This is a genomic window from Lagierella massiliensis (assembly GCF_001407835.1).
GTDB classification, from domain to species: Bacteria; Bacillota; Clostridia; order Tissierellales; family Peptoniphilaceae; genus Mediannikoviicoccus; species Mediannikoviicoccus massiliensis.
Genome location: NZ_CYUO01000004.1, coordinates 269,870 through 292,859 on the forward strand (window position 1 = coordinate 269,870; position 22,990 = coordinate 292,859).

The following is a 22,990-nucleotide window of genomic DNA, read 5'->3' on the forward strand; positions in this document are numbered from 1 at the left end:
GTAAAAATTAACTACCTATTTTTTATTTTTTATAAATCGAAATAAACTTTTAGGGACTAAGTTTTTAAAGCTTTCAGATATTTCTTTAGCGCTTAAGTTTTTATCGTCCTTTAACCACTGTAATAAACAAGTACAATAACCTATACAATAAAAATTATAGTCAAAATACAAAACTTTATTGTTCAATATCTCTTGGCTATTTTGATTGAAGGTATAAATTAGCATATTTTTTTTAGTCTCAATAATATACCTATCGACAAAGGGACTGTTTGGATTAAAAGAGATAATTTGCTTATAAAAATTTCTGTTTGAATCCATTAAGTTTATATACAAATCAGACAAAGACGAAGAGTTATTTAGTCTTTCCATTGCAAGATGTGCTGGCTCAACATTTTTTTTATGTATATAATAGATTAAATCATCAATATTATAAAAATTCCTATAGAATGTTTGCCTAGATAATCCTGATTTTTCAACGATATCAATAACATTTATATTCTTTATTTTTGTTTCTTTAGACAATTCGATTAAAGCTTTTGAAAAAATATCTTTATTTGAAACGTTTTCCATAATATCACCACATAAATTATAAGCTATTTGAGAAATATAAACAATATTAAACAAACTCAAGAAATTACAAATTATAGTAAATGTAACATAATAATTAAACTTTCATAAAAATGTACTTTTTCAAGTACGAAAAAAGGTTTTCATAACTATATCACGACAAAGCGATGTAGTTGTAAATTGAAATAATAATCTTATATGAAATAATAAAATCATAAAATATGAATCTATAAAAACGATTCTAAAAAACGAGGAGGTTATTATGCCGTATATGGAAGCAGCCAATTCGATTTGGCTATGGATTGCTTGTGTACCTACAGTATTATTGGTAATTTATCAAGCATTGTATTTTTATAAAAAAGTAAAGGAAGCATCTGTGCTGGTTGACATGGGATCGGGAGAAGTTTCAAAAGCGTTTAAAATTGGAGCGATGTCAGCGATAGGGCCAGCGTTTGGTGTATTTGTAGTAATGTTGGGACTAAGTTCACAAATTGGGGGACCATTAGCCTGGGTACGTTTATCAATCATTGGAGCTGCGCCAACAGAGTTAGGAGCGGCCGAATTAGCAGCTAACGCAATGGGTACTACTCTTGGATCTCCAGAATATAGCTTAGTTCATTTTGCAAATGCAGCATGGGTAACTGCACTGAATGGTGCTTCATGGCTTATAATTTCAGGTCTTTTTGCGGATAAGTTAGATGTTGCAAGCAAAAAAATTACCGGTGGAGATGCAAAGTTATTAGGTGTTATTTCCGTTGGAGCTGTTTGTGGAGCTGTTGGTTTCTTCTTTGCAAATGAAATTGCAAAAGGTATAAAAGGAAATCCAGCGGCTATAGCATCAGGTATATTATCATTAGTATCGATGGTAATTCTCCATAATATTGCAAAGAAACATCCTAAACTTACAGAGTATACTTTGGGAATTGCAATGGTTATTGGAATGATAGCAGGAGTAATATGCAAGAGAGTAATAGGATAGGAGAAAGAAATGGAAAATAATAATTACGATAAGATATTTACAAAACCGATTATAAGGGTAGGAAGAGCAGTTAATTTATTAGCTGTAATTACAAGTTTATTTCCTGCGTTTATGCTGTATTTTAAATTTGATACATTCCCGGGAATTGCATCAATACTTAAGGGATGGGGCCTGGTTCTTTCTGTGTTTTTAATTGTAGCAATTGTTGAAGCTGTTTCATATTTTCCTGTTTTAGGACTATCAGGAACATATATGTCATTTATAGCAGGAAATATAGGCAATATGAGGGTCCCTTGTTCTCTTATAGCACAAGAATCTCTTGGAACACAACCAGGAACAAAAAAAGCAGAACTAGTTTCTACTTTAGGGATAGCTGGCTCAGTTGTAACAAATATTATTGTAGTAACCGTAGCAGCAATTGGCGGACAAGCACTTATGTCAATATTTCCACCTGCAGTATTAGAATCTTTTACATATGTAGCACCTTCAATATTAGGAGCTGCATTTGGTATGTATGCTGTAAAAGATTTGAAATTAGGGTTATTAGCCTTATCCACAGGATTGATTATGTTATTAGTATTAAAAATTAATTCATTTGCAATAATGATTCCAGCAAATGTTCTAATTAGCATTTTAGTTGCTGTTTTTGTCTATAAAAAAAGTATTAATAAATAAAGCTAATTTAATAAAAAGGTTTTTGATTTAGAATCTGATAGTCAGAGGGAAGGTAAATTATGGAAAAAAATATCTCAAAATATATTGATGAGAAAAAAGATGAGTTGATAAATCTAAGCAAAAAAATTTGGGAAAATCCAGAAATTTCTTTTGAAGAATATAATGCAGCAAAATGGTTTGGAGAATTTTTAGAAAAAGAAGGTTTTGAAGTCAAGATAGGAGATTATGGAGTACCAACATCAATTAGAGCATCTTTTGGATCAGGTAAGCCAGTTATTGGTTTTTTAGGAGAGTATGATGCTCTTAGAGGAATGAGCCAAGTTGTAAGTACTCACAAAGAAGCAGTCAAAGAGGGAGCTCCAGGACATGCTTGTCAACATAATTTATTGGGTGTTGCACACTTAGGAGCGGCTATTGCATTAAAAAATGAAATTGAAAAAAACAATTTAAACGGAACCGTTGTTTTTTATGGTTGCCCTGGAGAGGAAGAATTGACCGGGAAAGGATTTATGGCAAGAGGAGGTGCGTTTAAAGATTTAGATATTAGTTTTTCGTGGCATCCAGGAAATGTTAATGGAATATTACTAGGAAAATTAACTGCTCTTAATACATTTGAAATACATTACAAAGGTACAACGGCTCATGCTGCTGCAGATCCTCAAAATGGACGTTCTGCATTGGATGCTCTTGAGCTAACAAATGTAGGTGTTCAGTATTTGAGAGAACATGTAACAAATGATGTTAGAATTCACTATAGTATATTAGATGGAGGAAAAGCTCCAAATATAGTACCTGATACGGCATCGTCTTGGTATTTTGTAAGAGCACTTTCAAGAGAAACAGTTGTTGACATATATGAGAGAATAAAAAAGATAGCTAAAGGAGCAGCTATGATGACAGAAACTGAAGTAGAAGTAAAATATTTAGGTGGTTGTTATAATACAATGCCTAATAAAGTAATTGCAGATGTTCTTTTAGAATCGATGAATGAAATTCCGAAGCAGGAGTGGTCAGAATCTGATAAAGATTTTGCAAAAAAAATGGAAAAAGAAAAAGCTAACAAAGGTTCATATGCGTCAGATGATAAAAATAATATTGCTTTATATGAAGGAGAAGTTATAGTTAGCAACTCTGACTCTTATGGTTCATCTGATGTAGGAGATGTACATCATATTTGTCCAGGGATATTTTTCTTAACGGCAACAACAAATATAGGAGCAGCAGGACATAGTTGGCAAAATACAGCTTGTGCAGGAATGGATATTGGATTTAAGGGAATGATTTATGCTGCAAAGTCAATGGCTCTTTCTGGTCTTAAGTTTATGAAAAACAAAGAATTAGTAGATAAAGCAAAAAAAGATTTTGAAAAAGACATGATGGGGAAAGAGTATATATGTCCTATAACAGAAGAATTAGAGATTAAGTAAGAAGTAAAAGAGTAGACATAAAGTTTGAATTTTAGTTTTAGATTTAAGCTAAGTTTAGCTAAAACAAGGCGATGGAAATTCCGTCGTCTTTTTGTATGGACTTGAAGAGTATTTAAAACCTTGCTAAAATTATTATGGAAATTAAATTAAGTTTTAATTTAGGAGGCAAAATGAAAATACTAAAAATAATATCACCACTTATTTTAGTGTGCATATTGGTGGTTTATATAATAAAGCTTGTTAAAAATAAAAATAAAAGTAACAATGAAGATGACAACGCCATGGCAGAGGGTATGGCCATAGGTATGGGCCTTGGTACAGCCATAGGATCTGCTTGGGGTGTAGAAAATCTCGCAATTGGCACAAGCATAGGAATGCTACTTGGAATGATTGTAGGAATGAATATAAAAAAATAAAAATAATAAAAATCTCCCTTCATGGGAGATTTTTGTCTATACATCTAAAATTGATTTTATTTGTTTTTCTACTGCTCCACTAACGGAACCATTTCCTCCAAGGATATAAAGTGTATTTATTTTTTTATACTTCAAGTAAGATATAAGTTCGTTTGGTGCTTGTGTCTTCTTACTTAGCACAATTGGTGCATTTAATTTATTTGAAAGAGTTGTTCCTGAAAGGGCATCTGCAAAGTCTTCGCCTGATGCTAACAATACAAATTCAGGATTACTATAGTAGTTATTTGCAATTTGTACAGAGGTTTCATATCTTGTCTTACCAGATATTCTTGAAACAGATGGTACAATATTTCTTATCTTGTTTTCAATTCCCTTAGAAACTGAATTGTCCCCACCAACTAAATAAACTTCCGATGCATTTTTAATTATATTCATAACATCACTGCTTAAAGTCTTTCCGTCTGTAAATAGCAGATTTGCATTTTTCATTTTAGCAACGCCAGCAATTGAAAGTGCGTCTGGAAATAAAACTCCATTTGCTAAAAATACTATGTCTTTTGAGCTATCTTCCTTGGCAACTTTAACTGCGGTGTCGTATCTGCTCTTTCCTTTTAAGTATCTAACATCAATTCCCTTTGAAGTTAAAGTATCAATATAGCTCTTAGGTAGATTATTTCCTCCAACTAAATACACTGTTGAAATCTTTCCAGTGTTTATTGTGTTTGAAATTTCTCCAGTAACTCTATTAGGGTCGCTTAGTAGTAGATGGGCATTTAAATTGCCCGCAAGGATTGACGCTGCAATACTATCAGGGAATGAATGACCATTTGAAATTACTGCAATGTCTGAATCCACATCTGCGTTTTTATTTATTAGCGCCGAAGTTTCAAATCTTGTGTTTCCAGAAATTCTTTTAACAGAAGAGTATGGAAATGAATGTAGTTCTTTCATAAGTAAAACTACTTCCACACCATAGTCTTTGCTCGGTGCCCATCTTGCTCCTAAATCTTCAACCATTGGAGCTTTGCCATAAATTGCAGGAAAATGTCTTGGGTCTGGTGTGTTTTCTTTTGGATAACCATTTGCTCCAGCATAAAGTGCCAGGTGATCAACTTGAGCCGTGATTCCCTCTTCCCATGACTTAAATTTTGTGTGTGCCGAAGGCTCTTTGTCTCCGCCACCTTGAGTGGTCTTAAGTCCGCATGGGTTAAAGTAAGAAGCGTCTAATACTCCACCAAATCTTAAAAAGTTTGTCTCTTTTGCAGATTGGGTGTAAGTTACTGCTGGGTCAACCCCACTTTTAACAGAAACTGAATAGTATAGAGGAGCTAAGTCAATAAATAATTGATTTGCATTTCTTGACCTTGCCCATAGCTTCATTTGATGAACTGTAGTTGTTGATTTTCCAAGTATAGGTGTAGAAGAATTTATTTCTTCAGCAATAGATTTTGAACTTAGGGGTACTAACATAGACACACAAAGCAAAATCGTAATTAATTTTTTAAAATATTTGTTTTTCATTCTATCCTCCCTTACACATATAATAATCTATTGCTAAAAGGATTGCAAAGGGTATTGACATAAAAAAATTGAATTGGTATTATAATATTAACACATGAACAGTTGCTCATATATTCATAGGAGGATGAATATGGATAATGAAGATAATATAGATAAAAATAAAATTGAAAAAGCAAAAGAGTCTCTGCCCATAGAGGAGGATATTTATGACTTGGCAGACTTTTATAAAATGTTTTCAGATTCTACAAGGCTAAAGATACTTCTTACTTTAGGTAAAGGAGAACTCTGCGTGTCGGATTTGTCCAATGTACTTGGCATGGGTCAGTCTGCCATCAGTCATCAATTACGACTTTTAAAACAGGCAAGACTTGTAAGAAATAGAAGGGAGGGTAAGGTCATTTACTACTGTTTGGACGATGAACATATTAGTGAAATTATAAACAGTGGTCTTGACCATATAATGGAATAATTATGGAAGTTAAATTAGATGGATTAAAATGTGCAAATTGTGGTGCAAAGATTGAAAGGGAGATAAATAATCTTCCAAATGTAAAATTTGCAAATGTAAATGTAATAGATAGCACCCTAAATATAGAAACTGAAGATGGAAACTATGAACAAACTCTTAAAGAATGTAAGAAAATAGTTGATAGGATTGAACCAGGAACTGGATTTAGAGTTGTGGATGAAATGGAAGAAGTGGAAGAGGAAGAACCAGAGTCAAAGAAAAAAATAATTTCTATGGCAATTTCGGCACTTCTTATGGTTATTGCCTACCTAATAAAAGAAAAAAATTCCACTTTAAATCTAATACTTGAAATTTCAGCATACCTTGTTGTAGGTCTTCCAATATTAAAAACTGCCTTTATAAATATTACTAAGGGGCAGATTTTTGATGAAAACTTTTTAATGACCATTGCCACTCTTGGAGCCATAGCCATTGGACAACGAGAAGAGGGAGTCATGGTAATGTTACTTTATACCCTTGGAGAATATTTACAAGACAAGGCCGTTGACAGCTCCACCAAGTCAATAAAAAACTTGGTTAAGATGAAGCCTGAGTCTGCCAATTTAGTTTCAGATGGAAAGACTGAAGTTGTAAAACCAGAAGTTTTAAAAATAGGTGATATCATAAGAATACTTCCTGGAGAAAAAATTCCCGTTGATTCAATTGTGATAAAGGGAGAGACTTCTCTTGACACGTCTTCAATAACAGGAGAGTCAATGCCTGTAAATGTTTCTATTGGAGATGAAATAATTTCTGGATCCATTAACAATGAAGGAGTCATCGAGGCAAAGGTACGAAAAGAATACAAAGACTCGGCAGTAAGTCAAATACTGGACCTTGTGAAGAATGCTTCCAACAAGAAGTCGGAAACAGAAAATTTCATTACGGTGTTTGCTCGTTACTACACACCTATTGTAGTTATAGCAGCTGTTGTGATAGCGGTACTTCCTCCAATTATTTTAAAGGAGGAGTTTATAAAGTGGATATATACAGCTCTTACATTTTTAGTAATCTCATGTCCATGTGCCATGATAATATCTATTCCACTGGCATACTTTGCATCAATTGGAGTAAGCTCTAAACATGGTATCTTAGTTAAGGGCTCAAACTATGTGGAGTCCATGTCTAAGGTTGATACAATCATAATGGACAAGACTGGAACAATAACGGAAGGTTCATTTAAAGTTACAGATGTGGTGGCAAAGTCCTGCACCGAGGAAGAACTTTTATCCATAGCTAAAAAGATGGAGGAACATTCAAACCACCCAATAGCTCTGTCTATAAGGAACTACTATAAAGATGAAGTTAATTTGGACATAAAAAATATTAAGGACATCCCTGGAAAAGGTCTTAGTGGAGAACTTGAAGGAGAAAAAATTCTTTTAGGAAATAGCAAGTTGTTAAAAGAAAATAAAATTTTAGTTGAAGAAGTGGAAAGCTCAGGCACAATGATATATGTTGCTAAGAATGGAGAATTTTTAGGCCATATTGAAATTGCTGACAGCATAAAAAAAGATGCAAGAGAGACTATAAAAGAACTTAAAGAGCAAGGCATAAAAAATATTATAATGCTTACAGGGGATAGAGAAATATCTGCGAGTGAAGTTGCAAAAAAATTAAAGCTTGATGGATATAGGGCAGGCCTACTACCACAGGATAAGGTTAAGTCCTTTAACGAAATCAAGGAAAGTGCAGAAGGAAGAGTTGCCTTTGTAGGAGACGGAGTTAACGACGCACCAGTGCTTAGAATTTCAGATGTGGGAATTGTAATGGGAGAACTTGGAAGTGACGCTGCAATTGAGTCTGGAGATGTAACACTAATGGGTAATGGACTTAAAAAACTTTCCCTATTCCATAGAATTTCCAAGAAGACAAAACTTATTTCGATGGAAAATATCGTATTTGCCCTGGGAGTTAAATTTATTGTAATGATACTTGGCGTAATGGGCCATGCCAATATGTGGGCGGCGGTTTTTGCAGACGTTGGAGTGTCATTAATAGCAGTGTTTAACTCACTAAGAATTATGTTTATAAAGAAAAACTGATAAAAGAGTAAAGTAATAGACCCTGATGTTTTCCAGGGTCTATTTTTTAATCTTGATCTTTAAGCATTTTAACTGCCTTAAATAAGTTTATTCTATTTCCATAATTCAAAGTACCAAGTCTATAGATTCTGATTGACAGGTAGGCAAATATTATTATAGATAATATTAACAGTCCTAGAGAAATCACAAAATCCATAATAGGAATACTTATTAAATTGTATCTTGTAAAAAACGCTATAGGACTTGAGAAAGGTATTAATGATATAACTCTCAATATTGTAGAATCAGGTTTTGACATTGAAGAACTTGTCAAAATAAAAGATACTATGATTATGACAGAGATAGGACCTACAGCATTTGCAACCTCTTCCACCTTTGAAACAAGTGCTCCAAGGGATGCGAAGATAAAGAGATATAGTAAAAGACCAAGTAAATAGTAGGCTAAGAATACTATGATGGACTTTGGATTTAGTGAAGCTGTAATCATATCTAAAAGCTCTGGAGGGTAGAAGGATTTGTTTAGCTTATATCCGATGAACAAGGCAAGGATTATAAGTAACATTTGAGCTAAGGCCAATACAGCCGTAGCAAATACCTTTCCCACAATTAGTCCAGTTGGCTTTGTAGTAGTTATGAGTATCTCCATGGTTCTATCGGACTTTTCCCTAGCAACTAAAGTTGCAACTTGGTTTCCAAATAGTATAACAGTCATATACATTATGAACATTCCAATATATCCTGCTAAGAATCCAGTGCTGGCATTTTTACCTAAAGAGATGGGATTGATTTTTAGTTTTATATTTGATACCTCATCATATTCCCCTTGTCCTATGTTTAGTTCTTCAAGCTTCTTGCTTTTTAAATAGCTTTCGCCCTGTTCCATAAGAACTTTACTGGAGTCATCAACTCCTATGCCTTGGTTTTTATAATAACCATCTATAGCACTTTCACCTTTAAATAAAAATCCCGATTCGATGTCGTCGTTGCTAATGGCTTTTTTCATTGAGTCCAAATCCTCAAATTCAACGGCGTCAAATCCATTAATTGATGTTGTGACAAAGTTTTTATCCACATTTTCGTCATTTATCATATATCCAATTTTAGTTTTAGAAGTATTAATCGAATCTTTGTCCTCAGAGGATTTCACTGAAGAAATTATTCTTGGAATAAATGGAGTTGCAAAAGCAAGAAGTATAAAGATAAGAGTAGTTATTATTATAGTTTTTTGTTTTAATCTGTTTTTTAATTCAAATGAAAATATAGTAAAAGTATCTCTCATTATTCGTCCTTTCCTAAACTATCTTTTTTATCCAAGTCTATAAAAATATCTTCCAGTGAAGGAATATAATCGGAAAAACTTTTAATTGACAGTCCCTCTGTCAACAAGTTTTTTAAAAACATATCTGAATTTCCGCTTTCCAAATTAACTATAAAAGATTTTTTATCTTTATTTACACCTTGGGCCCCAGCAGCTTTTAAAATATCTTCTACATTACTTAAATCCTGTGTCAAATTTATTCTATATCTGCCCTCTCTATATCTATTTTGTAAATTATTTAAATTTTCAGAGAGAATGATTTTGCCACTTTTAATAAAAGTTACATCATCACAGAACTCTTCTACATAGGACATTTGATGACTTGAAAAAATTACGATTTTCTCCTTAGAAATCAAATCTCTAATTATATTTTTTAATACAGAAGCATTGACTGGGTCAAGTCCACTAAAGGGTTCGTCAAGGATAACAATATCAGGATCATCAATAACAGCTTGAAGGATTTGTACTTTTTGTTGATTTCCCTTCGATAGTGTGTCCAGATTTTTATTAGTGTGTTCACTTAGTTCAACGGTTTCAAGTAAGTTCGTAGCAGAAGAACGAGCTGCTTTTTTACTCATGCCCTTAAGTTCACCAAGATACACAAGTTGATCTAAGATTGAAATCTTTCCATAAAGTCCTCTTTCCTCTGGTAAGTATCCTATTTTGTGGTCATGTCGCTTAAACTTCTTGCCATCTAATAAAATTTCACCGCTGTCTGGTTTAAAAACATTCATTAAAGTTCTGATGGTAGTGGTTTTACCTGCACCATTTCTTCCTAAGAAGCCCATTGCCCTTCCACTTTCCACATCAAAGCTAACATTGTGTAGAATTTCTTTTTCTGAGAAGGACTTACAAATATTATTTAGTTCTAGTCTCATATTACCTCCCATCTAAAATATTCAGAAGAGAATTTTTAAAGCTTTCATCATCTTTTCTACATCTTTTTCTTACCCTATTATTATAAATGTTAACTCTTCTTTCCCTTGAAGCCACATGCCTTTGAAATAAAAATACATCAATGTTATTTAGGTTTATAGAATCTCCGTTAAAATTTAAAACAGTGACCTTTTTACCAAGTACCATTGATGCAAGTCCCATATCGTTAGTGATTAAAAAATCGCCACTTTCTATTCTATTTGCGATATAAAGGTCTGCCTCGTCCTGTTCACAGTCAACGATAAATCGGTTTTCTTCAGGAACTTTTAAATCGTGGTTGTAGTCAGAGATGACCATATACTTTAAATCTTTACTGTTACAAATATCTTTAATAATGGGGATAACTGGACAGCTATCCCCATCAACATAAATTATCAATTTAAAGACCCTTCAAATTCGATTAGACTATTAACTATTTCTTCAAGTTTCATAGCCCTTGAAGCTTTGACCATAACTAATGTATTTGGTGTAATTATTTCCTTTAGTTTCTCTACCAGTTCTATTTTTGAATCGAAGTGAAAGCAGGTGTCTTCAGGAAAATTTTGTTTAGCAACATCTGAAATGTTTTTTGCTAAAGTACCAATTGTAAGAACATAGTCCAGTCTTTGAGGATCCAGTTCATCGGCAATGTCTTTGTGAATTTGAACTTCATCAACTCCAAGTTCCAACATATCTCCAATTACTACAATTTTTTTGTCGTAGTCCTTTAAGCTATAAATGGTTCTCAAGCAAGCTTCAAGAGATTGAGGGTTTGATTTGTAAGAGTCGTTTAATATGTCGAAGTTCTTTTGATGAATCAGTTCGTTTCTCATTCCTGTCAGTTCAATGTCGGTAAGACCTTTTGCAATTGTCGGGTAATCCAAGTTGAAAAATTCTGATATTATTATTGCGATGCCACCGTTATACATTTGATGTTGTCCAAGTAATGGAACTGTATAGATGTGGCTGTCCATTGTAAATGTTGTTCCAGAAGCGTCAGCTATGCCTGGTTCTATTACAAAGTCACAGTCCTTGTCCATGCCATAGGTAAAGGTCCTTTCTGGAAGTTTAAATTCTTTTACAACTTTTCTTAAAATTGGATCATCGTAGTTATATAAGAAAATTCCATTTTCATCCAAGCCTTCAAGAATTTCTAACTTTGCCCTTGCAATATTTTCTTTTGTCTTTAGTTTTAATAGATGAGAATCTCCAATGTTTGTGATAATTGCATAATCAGGTTGACAAATATCTGTAAGTAGAGATATGTCACCAAACTTTTCAGTTCCAAGCTCCAATACTGCAATCTCACAGTCTTCGTCTAATTCAAAAATCGTCCTTGGAAGACCATATTCATTATTGAAATTCTTTTTTGTGCAATCTACTTTATACTTTTGTTTTAAGAGTCCTGTAATAATATCCTTTGTAGTTGTCTTTCCATTACTACCTGTAAGGGCAACCACTTTACATTTTAAAGATAGCCTATAACTTTTTGCAAGTTTTGTCATAGCTTTAAAGCTGTCTTCAACAATAATTACAGGAATATCGTTTCTTGGTAGAAATCTCTTTTTTTCCCAAAGAATGGCAGCAGCTCCCTTTTCAAGAGCGTCGAAGGCAAAGTCGTGACCATCAAATTTTTCTCCTACAATTGGTATATAGAGGTTTCCCTTTTCAACGGTTCTGCTATCAGTGGAAACACCTTTAATATCTATATCACCATGGGAGATATTATAAAGTTCCCCATCGCACATTCTTGCAATATCTAAAAGTTTTCTTTCAATCATTATATTAACCTTATAAGTTCTTTATCCTTATTGTACCTTTCTATTCCATAATCAATTAATTTTTCCAAAAGTTCTGAAAATTCTGTTCCATCAGTGACCTTCCAAAGCATTGTGCTCATAGAGTGATTGGTCATTCCAGGTGCAGTGTTTATTTCATTTACAAGCATCTTCCTGTCGCTGTCTCGTAAAAATATATCCACCCTTGCAAAACCAGAACAGTTACATAGTTTATAAACTTTTTTTGCAAGCTCTTGAACTTTTTCAGTTTCTCCATCCTTCAGTTCAAAGGGAACGATGTGAATGGTTCTGTCGTCAAAGTACTTGCTTTCATAGTTGTAAAATTCCTGCTGTACCCTTGAAACGCCAGGTAGAGAAGCTACCGGGTTTTCATTTCCTATAACTGAAACTTGAAGTTCATCTCCAATGATGGCTTCTTCCAACAAAATTTTGTTATCAAATTTCAAAGCTTCCAAAACCGCTTGTTCAAGTTCATCTTTTGTGTGAACTTTTGTAATTCCAATAGAAGAACCAGAGTTGCATGGCTTTACAAACATTGGTAGACCTAAGCATTTTATGATTTCATCTTTATTTTTTAAATCATCTTCATATGAAAGATTTGTCATGACTCTAAATTTTGCTTGAGGAATATTATTTTCTTCATAGAGCTGGTTTGAAAAGGCTTTGTCCATACAAATTGCAGAAGATACAACGGAGTTGCCTACATATGGTTCGTCAATTATTTCCAAAAAGCCTTGCAGTTCACCATTTTCTCCATATGTGCCATGAACTATAGGAAAGAATACATTTTCTTCTCCTTCTTTATAGACCTCTTTTAAAAATTTTGCTATGGAAGAAGAGACAGTGCCTTCGCCTTTAAGCTTGAGTTCATTGTAGTCTTCAATAAAATTTTTACATTCTCCATATGAAACGAAACGACCCTTCTTATCTATGTACAAAGGGTAAACTTTAAATTTTTTTCTATCCAATCCGTTAATAACATTTTGTGCAGAGAGAATAGATACTTCATGTTCTACGGATATTCCACCATAGATGACAAATATATTTTTCAAATTTACAATCTCCTATCACATTGAATAGCTTTATAATACTATAATTTTGATGTCTTTTCAATTTAAGTATACTATAATATTACTTAGAGGTATAAATTACATTGTAAAAAAGTAAGAGCTTCTAAATGAGGAGGTTATTAATGACAGATAAAAAAGTATTAGATACGACTAAAGATCTTATAAAATATAAAACAGGTAAAGATGTAAATGAAGTTAGTACGAAAGAAAAATATGATGGACTTTCACTTGCAATAATGTCAGATATAAATGACGATTGGATTAGGACGAGAAAAGAAGATAAATATAAAAGAAAAGCCTATTACTTTTCAGCGGAGTTTTTAATAGGACGATCCCTTGGAAACAATATTTTAAATTATGGGATCTATGATGAAGTTAAAGAAACTTTAGATGCTCTTAATGTATCTATTGGAGCCATAGAAGATGTGGAAGAAGATCCGGCTCTTGGTAACGGAGGCCTTGGAAGACTTGCAGCTTGCTTTATGGAGTCTGCTGCAACGGAAGACTTACCTCTTGAAGGCTATGGAGTTAGATATTCTCAAGGACTTTTTAAACAGTCATTCAAAGAAGGGTTTCAAATGGAAGAGGGAGACGATTGGACATCTCTTGGAGACAACTGGTCTATAAGACGCCAAGCTGACACCAAGATAGTTAAGTTCAAAGATCAGATGGTTTATGCAGTTCCATATGACAGTCCCATAGTGGGATATAGATCCAATAGAGTAAATACACTTAGGTTATGGCAAGCGGAGTCTGTTGATGGATTTAATTTTATGAAGTTCAACAATTTTCAATACGATGACTCCATGTCAGCAAAGAACAGGGCTGAAGATATTACGAGAGTACTCTATCCAAATGACTCACAAAAAGCAGGAAAGATATTAAGGATAAAACAACAATATTTTTTCGTTTCTGCTTCAATTCAAGATATGGTATCAAGATATAAAAAGAATTTTCCACTTGATATTAAGTTTAAAGATTTTTCAAAATATCATGTAATTCAATTAAATGACACACATCCTGTAATGGCAATTCCAGAACTTATGAGAGTGCTTATGGATGAAAACTTTTTATCATGGGATGATGCATGGAAGATTACTGGCGAAGTGTTTGCCTTTACAAACCACACCATCTTAGAAGAGGCCATGGAAAAGTGGACAGAAGATATTCTTGACACCACAAATCCAAGATGCCTTGAAATTATAAAAGAGATTGACAGAAGATTTAGACTTGAATTAAAGGCAAAAAATTATGATGATAAAAAGATAGAGCACTTGGAGATATGCAGTGACGGCGTTGTTAAGATGGCAAACCTTGCAATCCACACTTCAATCAAAGTAAATGGAGTTGCAAGACTTCACACAGAGATTTTAAAGCATGAAACACTAAAGGACTTTTACGAGCTATATCCAAATAAATTTTTGAATAAGACTAATGGAATAACACCAAGAAGATGGTTACTATATTCAAACCCTGAGCTTTCAGAATTAATTACAGAACTATTTGGTGATGACTCATGGACAAAGGACTTGTCAAAACTAAAAGAGCTTGAAAAATATCTTGACGATGATGAGGTTCTTGAAAGACTTTGGGATATAAAACAAAATAATAAAAAGAAACTTGCGAAATATATAAAGACAAACGAGGGAATTGACATTGACCCTGATTCCATATTTGACATTCAAGTTAAGAGAATTCACGAGTATAAGAGACAACTTTTAAATGCCCTTCACATCGTTTATCTATATCACACAATCAAAGAAAATCCAGAACTTGATATACCAAAGAGAACATTTATCTTTGGAGGAAAGGCAGCCCCTGGTTATTTTAGAGCAAAGTCAATAATAAAATTCATAAATGAAGTTGCAAAACTTGTTAATAACGACCCGGTTGTATCAGAAAAGATAAAAGTTGTATTTGTGGAAAACTTTAGAGTGACCTATGGAGAAAAAATCTATCCTGCATGTGATGTGTCTGAACAGATATCAACAGCGGGTAAAGAGGCCTCAGGTACAGGAAATATGAAATTTATGCTTAATGGAGCTTTGACCCTTGGAACATATGACGGTGCAAATATCGAAATATTTCAAGAGGCGGGAGTTGAAAACAACTTCCAATTTGGAGCGACAGTTGAGGAACTTAGAGATATTAAAGATGATTATAATCCAAGAAAACTTTATGAAGAGGATCCAATAATAAAGAGAACTGTGGACACACTGTTATCCGATGAAATAAATGACAATGGATCGTATATGTTCTTGGAGATATATAATGCCTTAGTAAATGAAAGAGACCCTTTTGCAGATAACTATTATGTGCTTTATGATTTTCATGAATATAGGAAAGCCCATGAAAGGATTGACGAAGCCTATAAAGATAAGAAAAAGTGGGCTAAGATGAGTTTAAAAAATATTGCAAACGCAGGAAAGTTCTCTTCAGATAGAACTATTAGAGAGTATGCAGATGAAATTTGGAACATATAGAGAGAGTAATTATGACAAGTAGTATATTTAATAGAAAACACGATGAAAAAGAGCAGATTGAAGCTTGGAAAAAAACTATAAGAATCTATTTTAATGGAGATGTGGAATACAATAAAAAATTAGATTTTTTAAAAAGGGAAATAGAACATGATGAGGATATAAAAAATATTCTTGATGCATTTGATAATAAATACAATATTTCAGACCTTGAAGAGCTATGGGATGACATTATGCTCACTGCATTTTGTGAAGCAGAGAAAATGATATTTGTTTATGATGGCAATGGCAAGTTCACAAATGACAGAAAGATTTCACTTGAAAATTACCCTGCAAGTTTAAAACTTGGATACCCACGAAAGTTTTGGATGAAAAAATGTGATGAGCTTGAAGATAATTCTACAAACGCTCTTCCAAATGCACTAAAGGACAGTTTAGTAGACATTGTGGCAACTAAACAGGGCTATATTGTAATTAGGATTATGCATGAAGAAGTGGATTGGTCTTTGGATAGCTCAATGGACGTATTGGGACAGATGATTCAAAACGCACATTCAGGTAAGTTTGGCATAACATGGTAGAAAGTTACAACAAGTCAACGAATAATAAAACCACTTACTATAGTGCTATAATATTAACGAGGTGATTTTATGTACTGCCCAGAATGTGGCGAAAAAATTCCTGAAAACTCAAAATTCTGTCCCATGTGTGGACTTAACATAAATGAATTTTATAAAAATAAATATTCGAATAAGAATGAAGAAATAAAAAAAGAAGAAAAATCTTTTGAAGAAGATATAAAGCAAGAAACCAAAGAAGAAAAAGCAAAAAGGTTTGAAGAAATATTAAAAAATTCGGGAAATATTCAAGAAACAAAGTCAGAGGAAGAAATTGAAAATTGTGAAGTGTCAAATAAATCTAAAGGAAAAAATGATTTAGATGATGTTGAAGATGAATTAGATTTATCTGTGAATGAAAAAAATTCAGATGATAAAGATATTGGAAATGAAGAAGAAAATTATGTTGAAAAAATCTCTGATGATGAAAATGTGGAAGATGAGGAAGAGGTTCATAGTGAAAATAGCGAAGGCACTCAAAGGGAATGGGAAGAGGATAGCCTGAATAGAGCAAGAAACTATATGGAAAACCCAGATAGGGAAGAATCTCCTATAGACCTAAGAGTCATGTTCAGTGAGATTAATTTTAAGATAATGAAGACTATATTTAATCCACTAAAGAGTTTTATAGAAATTTTAGAAAGTCCAAGGGGATTTTACAAAGACTTCTTTATAATACTTTCTACTCTATTCATATTGGTGACCAACACAGATGTGATAAGAAAGTCCAGCCCAACCCAAACACTAAGTGTAAATAGATTTTTAATAACCATAGTAGTATCGGTATTTGCCTTGGCTATGATAATTTTAAAGCCATATATAATTATGACTTTTGACAAGTGGGATAAGCTTAAAGAAGTTAAAGACTGTGAAAAGTTTTCGAAAATAGTCGCATTTGCAGTTATTACAAGTGTGATGAGATTACTTTTTTACATCTTAATCGACTTTGTTCCAGGAGTTGGATTAATCCTTGGATATGGAGTTAGAGGAAGGTCTGCTTTACTATTCATAATATTTATGATTTTAGAAACCCTAATACTTGAGGGGATTTTAATGAATAAATGGAAAGACAAAAGGGATTTAAAAAACCTTGCTCTTTCAAGTATAGTAGTTTTCGGAATTGAAATATTTAGTATTATTGTTTTCAAACCAATTGTAACAATGATGATATCAAAATTGTAGGTGATTTTATGATATATACAATCAGCCTGAATCCATCAATGGACTTTATAGTTGAAGTTGATGGAATCAAGAAAAATTATAAAAATAGAATGACGTCGGAGCTTAGAGTTCCTGGAGGTCGAGCCATAAATGTAGCAAGGGTATTAAGGCGAATGGGTATGCCTTCAGTTGCCACAGGATTTCTTGGTGGACACACGGGAGATTTTATAAAAGAATGGCTTAATATGGAGGGGATTCAAACTTCCTTTATAGAAATAGACGATGAGACGAGAATAAATATTAAACTATACAATCATAACATCGTAATAAATGGTAAGGGACCAAACATATCTTTTAATGAACAAACTGAACTCCTATATTTTATTTCACGAATCCAAGAAGGGGACACTGTAATACTAATGGGAAGTCTTCCACCAAATGTTGACAAGGATATTCTTGATAGAATTATTTCTATATGCAAGGCAAATAAAGCTGAGTTCATAGTTGATGCATATCCAAGTCAGTTGAAAAATTTTATAAAAAGAGGTCCTCTAATGATAAAACCAAATATTTTGGATGTGGAAGAAATTTTCGATACAAAAATTGAAGACGAGAAAACTCTTATTAAATATGGAAGAGAACTTCTTAATATGGGAGCAAAACATGCAATAATTTCTCTTGGAAAAGACGGAGCCTATCTATTTAGTGGAGACTGTGTCTACAGAGGTGAAGGCGTTAAGGGAAATGAAGTGAAGACTGAAGGTGTTAGAGATTCTATGATTGCAGGATTTATTTCAACTTATATAAGAACTGCAGATCTGGAAGAGTCCTTTAGAATAGCAATGTCATGTGCTACTGCAACTGCCTTTTCTAAAGACTTGGCAAGGAGAGAGGATATAGATAAAATTTCTAAAGAAGTTGTGGTTCATAAAATATGTTAAGCTTTACCTAAACACTAAAATTGTAGTATTATTAATATAACAAGTTATAGGTGGTTTATATGAATTTAAAAAAATCAAGTAAAATTGCCATAGGTATTGGCGCAATTATATTTATTATTATCATTGCTATAATCTCATCTTATGCAGTAAATAAGTCGGGACTAAAAAAATTGGAGCAAGAAGCTATTGGCTATATCAAGGATGAAGAATTCGGCCCAGCGTCAACAATTTATTCAAGGCTATACACAAAGACTGGGGATAAAAAGTATGAAAAAGAGAGAGAGGAAACTCTTAAACTGAAGGAAGAGTCCAAAATATTTCATCAGGGAGAAAGCAAACTTAAGGACGGAGACTATCTTTCAGCTATAAAAATCCTTGCTCGCATAGATAGAGAAGGCTCAAAATATTATGAGGAAGCAAACAAAAAATTAAAAGAGGCTGAAGATAGTATTATTTCTGAAGTTAACAAGGCGATTGATGACGATAATGTCTATTTGGCATCATCAATATTAAAGGACTATGTGAAAATAGTAGGGGACTCTGAAAAGGCTAACGCTCTTCTTTCAAAAGTTAACTTAGATGTATTGGATGAAGATACTGTTGGTTCAAACTCAAATGTAACTGATGTTGAGACTGTTGAACTTCCTCAAAATCCAGAAAATTGGATAGGGAAGACTGTAGAGATAAAAGCCGAAAGATCAAATTTAAGATCACAACCAAGTTTAGACGGCAAGGTTGTAGGGCTTGCCCTTGAAGGCGATGCAATTGAAATAAAGAAAATAAAAAATGATGGAAATAGAATTTGGTGCTACGGAACTGTTACCAATTTAAGAGATGGTAAAAAAGTTGAAGCATGGATTTCTGGAAAACTTTTAAAGTAGAAGTAATACCTTATAGCTAAAGGGCTATAGGGTATTTTTTTATTTAAAAGCTTTGAGAGATTAAAAAAAATAAAAAATTTCAAATTATTTTTTTCATTTCATAAACGTTTCATAAAACTCCTGTAAGATATGTTTGTAATCAAAAATGAATTACAAAAATTTACTTATGAGAATAAATTTGGAGGAAAAAATAATGAAAAAAAATCTATTAAAGAAAGCGACATTTTTACTTGCAGTATGTTTAACAGTTAGCGCTGTAGGATGTCAAAAGAAGGGAAATGAAAACAAAAATTCTACAGAGAGTGGAGTAACTCAGTCCATTGATTCTGAAAAAGCTGGCATGACAACTGATGCAAAAGGTAGTAACGAAACTTTTAAACCAGCTGACTATGGACTTGAAGCAAAGGACGAATACGTATATGAGTATCTTGGACTTAAGTTCAAACTTCCAGAAAATATCAAGTCTGCTATTAAGAATAAAGAATTAAATATGTCAGACGATCAAAGCCCAATAGACAAAGAGTTAAGATATGCAATGTTAACTTTCAGCAAGATGACTGAAGAACAAAAAAATGCTGAAGTGGGAAAAATGGGTGACGAGTTTGAAAAGTGGCAAGAAGCTCTTGAAAGAGTTGCTACTTTAGGAATGTTTGAAAAGGGAATGTCTGAAGATGAAATTTCTAAAATAACAAAATGTGACAGCCATAAAAAAATTGGTGAATCATCAGATGGTAAATATGAATATTATTTAAGCACTAAAAATGGTAGCGACTTAGCTGAAGAATTTGGAAAGACAGAAATTGAAATCATAGATAAAAAAGACAGACCAGAAAATGGATTTGTACTACAAGAAAAAACTGACTTAGAAGGTACAGAAGCATTTGGTGGGGGTTCTGTTGAAGACATAAGTAACGTTGTTACAAAGGACATTAACGGAAAAGAATTTTCAAAGAAGGACTATGAAAACTACGACCTTACAATGGTAAATGTATTTGCAACATGGTGCACAGCTTGTATAAAAGAAATTCCAGATCTTGTTGAACTTCAAAAGGAAATGAAGGACAAGGGGGTTAATGTAGTAGGTATTGTAACTGACACAGTTGATGAAGCTGGCGAAAACAAAGATGCTATTGCAAAGGCAAAGACAATTCAAGAAAAGACAAAGGCAAATTATCCATTCTTAATGCCAGACAAGACTAACTTCAATGGAAGATTAAACGGAATTCAAGCTCTACCAGAAACTTTCTTCATTGATAAAAATGGAAAGATTGTTGGAGAAACTTACTCAGGCTCCCACGATTTAAAGGACTGGAAGAAGATTGTAGAAAAAGAATTAGAAAATTTAAATAAATAAATATGAAAGAAAAAATTTTAAAGAGCCGAGTTACAAGCTTTGTAATCATAGCCATTGGTATTGGAATGATTTACTATGGATACAATAATGGGGAAGCAAAGGTTGTATTGGAAAAGGCCATAAGAATATGTATGGAGTGTATAGGAATTGGATAAAATGAACAGAAACAAGAAAAATAAATATAAAATACACGACTCTATAAGACATATTTTTCAGTCATGTTGGTTTTTAATAACCAACTCCTACTTTGAAGGATATAAAACCGGTAAAATTTACGGTGGGAATTTAAAGAAGATTTGCGTTCCGGGCATGAATTGTTATTCATGTCCTGGAGCCAAAGGCTCGTGTCCCATAGGGTCGTTACAAGCGGTAATAGGAAATTCAAATTTCAAATTTAGTTACTACATAGTTGGATTTTTATTTTTTATAGGAGCACTTGTTGGAAGATTTGTATGTGGCTGGCTATGTCCCTTTGGTCTTTTTCAAGACTTACTATACAAGATTCCATTTTTTAAAAAGATAAAAACATTTAAGTATGACAAGCACTTAAGAAAATTAAAATATGTTATTCTACTTGTCTTTGTAATATTATTACCTTTGTTTTTGGTTGATGTTTTAGGACAGGGTTCACCATTTTTCTGCAAACTAATCTGTCCTGTGGGAATGCTTGAAGGTGGAATACCCCTTGTGTTACTAAACAAAACCATGAGAAGTGCCATAGGATTTTTATATTATTGGAAGGCTACAATCTTAATCATAACAATACTTCTTTCCATTATAATCTACAGACCTTTTTGCAAATACATTTGCCCCCTTGGAGCAATTTATTCAGTATTTAATCCAATATCAGTATTCAGATATAGAGTCGACAAAGACAAATGTATTAATTGTGGAAAATGTAAAAGAGTTTGCCAAATGAATATAGATCCTGTAAAAAATTGTAATCACTTAGAATGTATTCGATGTGCAAGATGTAAAAACGCATGTCCAGTACAGGCTATCAACTATAAATTCAAAAATTAAAGGAGTTTACATTGTTTAAAAATGCTTTAAGATATGTTACGAGAAAAAAGAATCGTACAATTATCGTCTTTATAATCTTAACAATTGTCCTTTCATGTCTATACTCATGTTTAAGTGTGATGAAGTCCAGTGGGAAGATGGAAGAGTCCCTTTATAAATCTTCCAACTCCTCACTGGCACTCACACGAAAAGACAATGGACATTTTGAGACAAACAAGTTCAAAGACATTGAAAAAATAAAAGAAATTGACGAAGTGGTGTACCAATACTTTGGAATGGCAAAACCGACTGATGCAAAGGTTGTGGAAGGTGAGCAGAAAGTTCAAAGGGAAGATTTACCAGATGAATTTAAAAATATTCTGGCTGTAGAAGGTGCTAATAGCACAAAGAGAAATGTACTTTTTAGTAGCGGCGTGTTTACCATTAAAGAGGGAAGACATATTGAAAAGAAAGATATAAACAAAGTCCTTGTCCATGAAGAGTTTGCTAAGAAGAATAATTTGAAACTTCATGATAAAATTGGTCTTGAGTTTATTGAACTTGGACAAACCGATTCTAATAAGGAAGAAAAGTTTGAAATTGTTGGAATATTTTCAGGAAAGAAACAGGAAATGTACACTGGAATGTCATCAGACTTTAGCGAAAATAATATTTTTGTTGACTATGAGGGAGCTCAAAGTGCCATAGGAAGAGATAGCGACAGTAAAATTGTAAATAAAGTTTCTCTATTTTCAGAAACTGCGGACAAGATGAAAGAGTCAATGGGTAAAATAAAATCCATAGACGCTCCATGGGAAGATTATAATTTAGAAAAGGACTCAAACGCCTTTGAAGAAGCCCTTGAGTCTGTAACAGGAATAAAACATATTATAAAGATTATGACCTATGCCATAATGATTGGTGGTGTGGTTGTACTTTCCCTTATATTAATACTTTGGTTAAGAGAGAGAATCTACGAAATAGGAATACTTTTATCCATCGGAGTAAGTAAGATTAAGATTGTAGGACAGTTTATCCTCGAACTATTATTTGTCTCAATACCTGCAACAGTTTTTTCACTACTATTTGGTAATATTATGTTAAGTCAAATTGTTGGTGGATTTATAAACGCAGAAGGTGCTGGCGCTGTTACTGACAATATGTTAAAGAGTGAGAAATTTTCAGAAAGCCTTATTACTTTCTTGCAAAGCTATGGAATTTTAATCAGCATCATAATCCTTTCAGTTATAATTGCATCTGGATTAATCTTAATAAAGAAGCCAAAAGAAATACTATCAAAAATAAGTTAGGAGA

At 33.1% G+C, this 22,990-nt stretch carries 22 protein-coding genes; 15 read left to right on the forward strand and 7 right to left on the reverse strand.

The genetic code is table 11. The features are described 5' to 3' along the window. Positions 1-15: 15 nt before the first annotated feature. Positions 16-570, reverse strand: coding sequence for a TetR/AcrR family transcriptional regulator (locus BN2746_RS01275; protein ID WP_055078060.1), 555 nt, complete (start codon positions 568-570; stop codon positions 16-18). Positions 571-829: 259 nt separating this feature from the next. Here BN2746_RS01275 and BN2746_RS01280 point away from each other — a divergent pair, with 259 nt between their 5' ends. The 4 genes from BN2746_RS01280 to BN2746_RS01295 all read left to right on the forward strand — a co-directional run bounded on the left by BN2746_RS01280 (position 830) and on the right by BN2746_RS01295 (position 4,064). Further along, the gene (locus tag BN2746_RS01280) at positions 830-1,546 is read left to right on the forward strand and encodes a DUF5058 family protein (protein ID WP_055078061.1); all 717 of its coding nucleotides are present in this window, start codon (positions 830-832) and stop codon (positions 1,544-1,546) included. Positions 1,547-1,555: 9 nt separating this feature from the next. Beyond that, the gene (locus BN2746_RS01285) at positions 1,556-2,221 is read left to right on the forward strand and encodes a hypothetical protein (RefSeq protein ID WP_055078062.1); all 666 of its coding nucleotides are present in this window, start codon (positions 1,556-1,558) and stop codon (positions 2,219-2,221) included. A gap of 59 nt (positions 2,222-2,280) precedes the next feature. Further along, a complete protein-coding gene (locus BN2746_RS01290) occupies positions 2,281-3,648 on the forward strand; it encodes an amidohydrolase (protein ID WP_055078063.1) in 1,368 nt (455 codons plus the stop codon). Between the two features lie 170 nt (positions 3,649-3,818). Next, positions 3,819-4,064, forward strand: coding sequence for a glycine zipper family protein (locus tag BN2746_RS01295; protein WP_055078064.1), 246 nt, complete (start codon positions 3,819-3,821; stop codon positions 4,062-4,064). A gap of 36 nt (positions 4,065-4,100) precedes the next feature. Here BN2746_RS01295 and BN2746_RS01300 read toward each other — a convergent pair whose 3' ends face one another. Beyond that, positions 4,101-5,585, reverse strand: coding sequence for a cell wall-binding repeat-containing protein (locus tag BN2746_RS01300; protein WP_055078065.1), 1,485 nt, complete (start codon positions 5,583-5,585; stop codon positions 4,101-4,103). 130 nt (positions 5,586-5,715) lie between these two features. Here BN2746_RS01300 and BN2746_RS01305 point away from each other — a divergent pair, with 130 nt between their 5' ends. Both BN2746_RS01305 and BN2746_RS01310 read left to right on the forward strand, forming a co-directional pair. After that, a complete protein-coding gene (locus tag BN2746_RS01305; protein ID WP_055078066.1) occupies positions 5,716-6,054 on the forward strand; it encodes an ArsR/SmtB family transcription factor in 339 nt (112 codons plus the stop codon). Positions 6,055-6,056: 2 nt separating this feature from the next. Next, positions 6,057-8,138: a heavy metal translocating P-type ATPase gene (locus BN2746_RS01310; protein WP_055078067.1), complete on the forward strand. Its 2,082-nt coding sequence runs from the start codon at positions 6,057-6,059 to the stop codon at positions 8,136-8,138. A gap of 46 nt (positions 8,139-8,184) precedes the next feature. On the opposite strand, the gene BN2746_RS01315 is transcribed toward BN2746_RS01310, so the two are convergent. From BN2746_RS01315 to BN2746_RS01335, 5 genes are read right to left on the reverse strand one after another with little or no spacing between them, the layout of a single operon-like run. Beyond that, positions 8,185-9,417: an ABC transporter permease gene (locus tag BN2746_RS01315; protein ID WP_055078068.1), complete on the reverse strand. Its 1,233-nt coding sequence runs from the start codon at positions 9,415-9,417 to the stop codon at positions 8,185-8,187. After that, entirely contained in the window at positions 9,417-10,334 is a 918-nt protein-coding gene (locus tag BN2746_RS01320; protein ID WP_055078069.1) for an ABC transporter ATP-binding protein, read from the reverse strand. Before BN2746_RS01320 ends, BN2746_RS01315 begins: the two co-directional genes overlap by 1 nt. Position 10,335: 1 nt before the next feature. After that, entirely contained in the window at positions 10,336-10,770 is a 435-nt protein-coding gene (locus tag BN2746_RS01325; protein WP_055078070.1) for a DUF188 domain-containing protein, read from the reverse strand. Next, complete coding sequence (locus BN2746_RS01330) at positions 10,767-12,152, reverse strand: UDP-N-acetylmuramoyl-tripeptide--D-alanyl-D-alanine ligase (RefSeq protein ID WP_055078071.1); 1,386 nt, start codon at positions 12,150-12,152, stop codon at positions 10,767-10,769. Before BN2746_RS01330 ends, BN2746_RS01325 begins: the two co-directional genes overlap by 4 nt. After that, a complete protein-coding gene (locus tag BN2746_RS01335) occupies positions 12,152-13,222 on the reverse strand; it encodes a D-alanine--D-alanine ligase family protein (protein ID WP_055078072.1) in 1,071 nt (356 codons plus the stop codon). The genes BN2746_RS01330 and BN2746_RS01335 overlap by 1 nt, the downstream gene beginning before the upstream one ends. A gap of 140 nt (positions 13,223-13,362) precedes the next feature. Here BN2746_RS01335 and BN2746_RS01340 point away from each other — a divergent pair, with 140 nt between their 5' ends. The 9 genes from BN2746_RS01340 to BN2746_RS01380 all read left to right on the forward strand — a co-directional run bounded on the left by BN2746_RS01340 (position 13,363) and on the right by BN2746_RS01380 (position 22,986). Next, complete coding sequence (locus BN2746_RS01340) at positions 13,363-15,723, forward strand: glycogen/starch/alpha-glucan phosphorylase (protein WP_055078073.1); 2,361 nt, start codon at positions 13,363-13,365, stop codon at positions 15,721-15,723. Positions 15,724-15,734: 11 nt separating this feature from the next. Continuing rightward, positions 15,735-16,301: a hypothetical protein gene (locus tag BN2746_RS01345; RefSeq protein WP_055078074.1), complete on the forward strand. Its 567-nt coding sequence runs from the start codon at positions 15,735-15,737 to the stop codon at positions 16,299-16,301. A gap of 69 nt (positions 16,302-16,370) precedes the next feature. Further along, positions 16,371-17,519 carry a zinc-ribbon domain-containing protein gene (locus BN2746_RS01350; RefSeq protein WP_055078075.1) on the forward strand — a complete coding sequence of 383 codons (1,149 nt, stop codon included), beginning with the start codon at positions 16,371-16,373 and terminating at the stop codon, positions 17,517-17,519. Positions 17,520-17,527: 8 nt separating this feature from the next. Then, positions 17,528-18,439 carry a 1-phosphofructokinase family hexose kinase gene (locus tag BN2746_RS01355; protein ID WP_055078076.1) on the forward strand — a complete coding sequence of 304 codons (912 nt, stop codon included), beginning with the start codon at positions 17,528-17,530 and terminating at the stop codon, positions 18,437-18,439. A 59-nt stretch (positions 18,440-18,498) separates the two neighbouring features. Next, positions 18,499-19,320, forward strand: a complete 822-nt coding sequence (locus tag BN2746_RS01360) for an SH3 domain-containing protein (RefSeq protein ID WP_055078077.1) — start codon at positions 18,499-18,501, stop codon at positions 19,318-19,320. A gap of 193 nt (positions 19,321-19,513) precedes the next feature. Then, positions 19,514-20,674 carry a TlpA family protein disulfide reductase gene (locus tag BN2746_RS01365; RefSeq protein WP_055078078.1) on the forward strand — a complete coding sequence of 387 codons (1,161 nt, stop codon included), beginning with the start codon at positions 19,514-19,516 and terminating at the stop codon, positions 20,672-20,674. A gap of 2 nt (positions 20,675-20,676) precedes the next feature. Beyond that, positions 20,677-20,829, forward strand: a complete 153-nt coding sequence (locus BN2746_RS09080) for a CD1871A family CXXC motif-containing protein (RefSeq protein ID WP_055078079.1) — start codon at positions 20,677-20,679, stop codon at positions 20,827-20,829. 1 nt (position 20,830) lies between these two features. After that, complete coding sequence (locus BN2746_RS01375) at positions 20,831-21,697, forward strand: 4Fe-4S binding protein (protein ID WP_055078465.1); 867 nt, start codon at positions 20,831-20,833, stop codon at positions 21,695-21,697. Between the two features lie 11 nt (positions 21,698-21,708). Beyond that, entirely contained in the window at positions 21,709-22,986 is a 1,278-nt protein-coding gene (locus BN2746_RS01380; RefSeq protein WP_055078080.1) for an ABC transporter permease, read from the forward strand. The last annotated feature ends 4 nt before the right edge of the window (positions 22,987-22,990 follow it).

Coding starts and splice junctions, on each gene's coding strand:
- BN2746_RS01350 (WP_055078075.1), top strand. CDS start 16,371: ATGTACTGCCCAGAATGTGGCGAAAAAATTCCTGAAAACTCAAAATTC.
- BN2746_RS01290 (WP_055078063.1), top strand. CDS start 2,281: ATGGAAAAAAATATCTCAAAATATATTGATGAGAAAAAAGATGAGTTG.
- BN2746_RS01345 (WP_055078074.1), top strand. CDS start 15,735: ATGACAAGTAGTATATTTAATAGAAAACACGATGAAAAAGAGCAGATT.
- BN2746_RS09080 (WP_055078079.1), top strand. CDS start 20,677: ATGAAAGAAAAAATTTTAAAGAGCCGAGTTACAAGCTTTGTAATCATA.
- BN2746_RS01310 (WP_055078067.1), top strand. CDS start 6,057: ATGGAAGTTAAATTAGATGGATTAAAATGTGCAAATTGTGGTGCAAAG.
- BN2746_RS01300 (WP_055078065.1), bottom strand. CDS start 5,585: ATGAAAAACAAATATTTTAAAAAATTAATTACGATTTTGCTTTGTGTG.
- BN2746_RS01375 (WP_055078465.1), top strand. CDS start 20,831: ATGAACAGAAACAAGAAAAATAAATATAAAATACACGACTCTATAAGA.
- BN2746_RS01355 (WP_055078076.1), top strand. CDS start 17,528: ATGATATATACAATCAGCCTGAATCCATCAATGGACTTTATAGTTGAA.
- BN2746_RS01285 (WP_055078062.1), top strand. CDS start 1,556: ATGGAAAATAATAATTACGATAAGATATTTACAAAACCGATTATAAGG.
- BN2746_RS01315 (WP_055078068.1), bottom strand. CDS start 9,417: ATGAGAGATACTTTTACTATATTTTCATTTGAATTAAAAAACAGATTA.
- BN2746_RS01360 (WP_055078077.1), top strand. CDS start 18,499: ATGAATTTAAAAAAATCAAGTAAAATTGCCATAGGTATTGGCGCAATT.
- BN2746_RS01275 (WP_055078060.1), bottom strand. CDS start 570: ATGGAAAACGTTTCAAATAAAGATATTTTTTCAAAAGCTTTAATCGAA.
- BN2746_RS01305 (WP_055078066.1), top strand. CDS start 5,716: ATGGATAATGAAGATAATATAGATAAAAATAAAATTGAAAAAGCAAAA.
- BN2746_RS01295 (WP_055078064.1), top strand. CDS start 3,819: ATGAAAATACTAAAAATAATATCACCACTTATTTTAGTGTGCATATTG.
- BN2746_RS01330 (WP_055078071.1), bottom strand. CDS start 12,152: ATGATTGAAAGAAAACTTTTAGATATTGCAAGAATGTGCGATGGGGAA.
- BN2746_RS01365 (WP_055078078.1), top strand. CDS start 19,514: ATGAAAAAAAATCTATTAAAGAAAGCGACATTTTTACTTGCAGTATGT.
- BN2746_RS01280 (WP_055078061.1), top strand. CDS start 830: ATGCCGTATATGGAAGCAGCCAATTCGATTTGGCTATGGATTGCTTGT.
- BN2746_RS01340 (WP_055078073.1), top strand. CDS start 13,363: ATGACAGATAAAAAAGTATTAGATACGACTAAAGATCTTATAAAATAT.
- BN2746_RS01320 (WP_055078069.1), bottom strand. CDS start 10,334: ATGAGACTAGAACTAAATAATATTTGTAAGTCCTTCTCAGAAAAAGAA.